Source organism: Rhizobacter sp. P3_C12 (assembly GCF_056402735.1).
The window spans coordinates 1-4,124 of record NZ_JBFUGW010000408.1; the positions used below are offsets into that span (position 1 = coordinate 1).

The window sequence follows — 4,124 nt, forward strand, 5'->3', positions numbered from 1 at the left end:
GGCTGAACCTGGGCGGCAATTCGCCGGCCGAGATCGCGGTCTCGATCCTGGCCGAGATCATCGCGGTGCGGCACGGCGTGGGGGTCACGCAGAAGAAGCCGGTCGGCGCCGCGGGGTCGATATCGGCACCGGTGTCGGCCTGACCGGAGCCCCACCGCTTGATCCCCTGGCTGCGCGACGCCCGCACCCCGCTGCCCGACACGCGGCTGGCCCTGCCGCCCGGCTCGGACGCCCCCGGGCTGCTGGCCGCCGGCGGCGAGCTGACGCCCGAGCGCCTGACCGAGGCCTACAGCCACGGCATCTTCCCGTGGTACAGCGAGGGCCAGCCGGTGCTGTGGTGGTCGCCCGACCCGCGCATGGTGCTGCCGGTGGCCGAGTTCAGGCTGTCGCGCTCGCTGCGCCAGACGCTGCGCCGCTTCGCGCGCGATCCCGGCTGCGAGCTGCGCATCGACAGCGATTTCGCATCGGTGATCGGCGCCTGCGCCGGCACGCCCCGCGAGGGCCAGGACGGCACCTGGATCCTGCCGGAGATGGTGCAGGCCTACCGCCGCTGGCATGCGCTCGGCGCGGTGCACAGCTTCGAGACCTGGGTCGACGGGCAACTGGTCGGCGGCCTGTACGGCGTGTGCCTCGGGCGGATGTTCTTCGGCGAGTCGATGTTCTCGCACCGCACCGATGCGTCGAAGATCGYGGTGTCGGGCCTGGTCGCGTTCTGCCGGGCGAACGGCATCACGCTGATCGATTGCCAGCAGCGCACCGGGCACCTGGCGTCGCTGGGGGCGCGGGAGATTCCACGCGAACAATTCGAAACCGGTTTGCCCCCCAGACTCAGGGAGCCCCCGGTGCAGGAATGGTCCTATGATCCCTCGATGTGGGCGCTGCTGGATCCCGGCGCGCCCGTGCAGGAACCTGGTCCGTGACCCATCCGAAAGAGCTACCGCTCGCCTCGCTGCAGTTCTATGCCACAGCGCCGTACCCGTGCAGCTACCTGGGCGGCCGGATGGCGCGTTCGCAGGTCGCGACGCCCAGCCACCTGATCCACGCCGACGCCTACTCGGGGCTGGTCTCCAACGGTTTCCGGCGCAGCGGCATGTTCACCTACCGGCCGTTCTGCGACGGCTGCCGCGCCTGCGTGCCGCTGCGCGTGCCGGTGGCCGGCTTCGAGCCGACCCGCAGCCAGCGCCGCGCCTGGAAGCAGCACCAGGGCCTGCAGGCGCGCGTGCTGCGGCTGTGCTTCGTGCCGGAGCACTACCAGCTCTACCTGCGCTACCAGGCCGGCCGCCACAGCGGCGGCGGCATGGACAACGACAGCATCGACCAGTACACCCAGTTCCTGCTGCAAAGCCGCGTCAACTCGCGGCTGGTCGAGTTCCGCGAGCCGTCGCCCGACGGGCTGGGCGCGCTGAAGATGATCTCGATCCTCGACATCCTGAACGACGGCCTGTCGGCGGTGTACACCTTCTACGAGCCGGAGCCGCGCACCAGTTACGGCATCTACAACGTGATGTGGCAGATCGAGCAGACGCGGCTCCTGAAGCTGCGCCACGTCTACCTCGGCTACTGGATCTCCGAGAGCGACAAGATGGCCTACAAGGCCGACTTCCGGCCGCACGAGGTGCTGCTGGACGGGCAATGGGCGGCTGCATCGGCAGCGCCGACATCAGAAGAAGGCGTACGGATTCGCTGACTCTGCGAGCCCCCCCAATAGCATCGGACACCTGCCGCATTACTGCACCAAACCTGCATATATATAGGCCCCGTCAAGATCGCTCATTCACAGCCCCCTGCACGCAAGCTCACTCCAATTCGTGGAGTCGTCCAGTCTGAAAACGATTTACCTCGCTGCAACTCATGCCACGAAGTGACCTTGTTTCGGGCAGCGGAGCATCGCCACCCGCCCGCCACCTCGCATACACGCGAAGTGACTCCCGTCACAGGCCCCTTCGCCTTGGTCGCAGTACGATCAAACTGCCCAGCAAGGGCGCGGCGAAACCTCAGGGGAAATAATGTACGTTACAGTCGATGGCGAGCACCTATGGAGCATATTCACCGATACGCGAGCGCCAAACGGGCTATACCGCGGCGGCGGCAACACGAAATCAGCAAAGATGACCCGAATGGAGGGTGGAAAAGAAACTGTCCGAGAAGCAGATTTCACCATTCAGTGGGACAAGGGCGCCAACGAGTACGTGGTGTACCCGAATCCAACCAAAGGACTATCCTTTTCCAATTCGATCGAGCGCCTGAAGGACATTCCAGTTGAAGGCAAGGTATGGCTCTTCCCTCGGGATAAAGAGCTACCAAAGGGCTTGGTCATGAACTACAAAACCTTTGATCACCCCCTGCTCAATGTTAAGGAAAAGATGTCTCTTCCGACGCTGATTGAGAAGCTGAAGGAAATGGAAGCCCTGATGCACAACACCGGAGTCAAGATATGAGCCAGGTTATTGAATATCCAGCACCCTTGAAGGCGCAACTCCTGAAAGTCGCCTCGACGCGCAAGTTCCCCCAAGTGCAGCAGATCCTGGCTCGCGGTGGCCCGGACGAACTGGTGGTCGAGACGCAGGAGGAGGCCCAGGCGTTGGTCAACGTTGCCCGGCTGGAAGTGCTCGAAGCGAGGCTGCGGTATCCGTTCTGGGATGAGGATTCGCCGCAGTACGACCCCGCGCACGAGGATGCCTTCCAGGATGTCCAGATGGGGATCTTCGAGAAGACCGTGATGTACGTCGGTCAGACCTTCGAGATCGTCAGCAAGGTGTAGTCAGCAAGATCCAGTCAGCCGGGCTGCAGGCTCTCGACGACCCCGTCGGCCAGCGCAAGGCTCGCCGTGAGCCCCGGCGACTCGATCCCGAACAGGTTCACCAGCCCCGGCACGCCGTGCTCGGCCGGCCCGTCGATGCGGAAATCCGCCGCCGGCTCGGCCGGGCCGACCAGCTTCGGCCGCACGCCGCTGTAGGCCGACTGCAGCGCGCCATCGGGCAGCGCGGGCCAGTAGCGGCGCACCTCGGCGTAGAAGGCGTCGGCGCGCGACGGGTCCACCCTGTAGTCGATCGGGTCTCGCGTGGCGTCATCCAGCCATTGCACGTCGGGCCCGAAGCGGGCTTGGCCGCCGAGGTCCAGCGTCAGGTGCACGCCCAGGCCGGCGCGCTGCGGCAACGGGTAGATCAGGCGCGAGAACGGCGCCCGGCCGGCCAGCGAGAAGTAGTTGCCCTTGCAGAAGCGGGCGGTCGGCTGCGCCGTGGTCGGCAGGCCAGCGGTCGCCTTCGCGAGTGCCGGCGCCCACAAGCCTGCCGCGTTGACAACGATGCGGGCCGCCAGCTCCATCGGCTGCTCGCCGCCGACCTCGATGACATGCACGCCCGGCCCCGCGTGCAGCGCCCGCACCGGCGAGGCCAGCGCAACCATGCCGCCGTGCCGCTCCAGGTCGCCCTGCAACGCGAGCATCAGGCCATGGCTGTCGATGATCCCGGTCGATGGCGACCACAGCGCTGCCAGGCAGGTGAGCGCCGGCTCCATCGCGCGCGCCTGCGCTGCGTCGAGCTTGACCAGGTCGTCGACACCGTTCGCCGCGGCCTGCGCCTGCAGGGCCTGCAGCCCGGGCAGTTGCTCAGGCTCGGTCGCCACCAGCAGCTTGCCGCAGCGGCGGTGCGTGACGCCACGCGATTCGCAGAACGCATAGAGCTGCCGCTTGCCCGCCACGCACAGGCGCGCCTTCAACGACCCGGGCGGGTAGTACAGCCCGGCGTGGATGACCTCGCTGTTGCGCGAGCTGATGCCGGTGCCGATGGCGTTCTCGCGTTCAAGCACCAGCGTCTCGAGCCCTCGCATCGCGAGCGCACGCGCCACCGCCAGCCCGACGACACCGGCCCCCACCACCACTGCTTCGACACGGTCCATGCGGCATTGTGACCTTGCCCTCGGATCTCGCATCCCATAGCCGAGGGCATTACGCGGCTCGCTTTTCCTGGGCAGCGAGCCAAGCCCGTTCGAATTGCATTGGACTGACGTAGCCGAGCGTCGAGTGAAGCCGGCGGTGGTTGTAGAACGCCAGCCAGTCGATGACCTCGTCCTTGGCGGCCCGCACTGTCTCGAACTTGCGCCCATACAGCCGGCCGACCTTGAGC

At 66.6% G+C, this 4,124-nt stretch carries 6 protein-coding genes; 4 read left to right on the plus strand and 2 right to left on the minus strand.

The window, feature by feature from the left end:
* The first annotated feature begins 158 nt into the window (after positions 1-158).
* From aat to AC1DXV_RS32120, 4 genes are all read left to right on the plus strand, one after another.
* Positions 159-920 (plus strand): leucyl/phenylalanyl-tRNA--protein transferase, encoded by a 762-nt coding sequence (gene aat / locus AC1DXV_RS32105; protein ID WP_477937535.1) that lies wholly within the window; start codon positions 159-161, stop codon positions 918-920.
* Positions 917-1,687, plus strand: coding sequence for an arginyltransferase (locus AC1DXV_RS32110; protein WP_477867073.1), 771 nt, complete (start codon positions 917-919; stop codon positions 1,685-1,687). Before aat ends, AC1DXV_RS32110 begins: the two co-directional genes overlap by 4 nt.
* Positions 1,688-2,006: 319 nt before the next feature.
* The gene (locus AC1DXV_RS32115) at positions 2,007-2,438 is read left to right on the plus strand and encodes a hypothetical protein (protein WP_477867075.1); all 432 of its coding nucleotides are present in this window, start codon (positions 2,007-2,009) and stop codon (positions 2,436-2,438) included.
* Entirely contained in the window at positions 2,435-2,761 is a 327-nt protein-coding gene (locus AC1DXV_RS32120) for a hypothetical protein (protein WP_477867077.1), read from the plus strand. The genes AC1DXV_RS32115 and AC1DXV_RS32120 overlap by 4 nt, the downstream gene beginning before the upstream one ends.
* 14 nt (positions 2,762-2,775) lie before the next feature.
* Here the strand turns inward: AC1DXV_RS32120 and AC1DXV_RS32125 are convergent, their stop codons facing one another.
* Complete coding sequence (locus AC1DXV_RS32125) at positions 2,776-3,897, minus strand: NAD(P)/FAD-dependent oxidoreductase (protein WP_477867079.1); 1,122 nt, start codon at positions 3,895-3,897, stop codon at positions 2,776-2,778.
* Between the two features lie 49 nt (positions 3,898-3,946).
* The coding region (locus AC1DXV_RS32130; protein ID WP_477937537.1) for an IS3 family transposase at positions 3,947-4,124 on the minus strand (178 nt) is incomplete at its 5' end.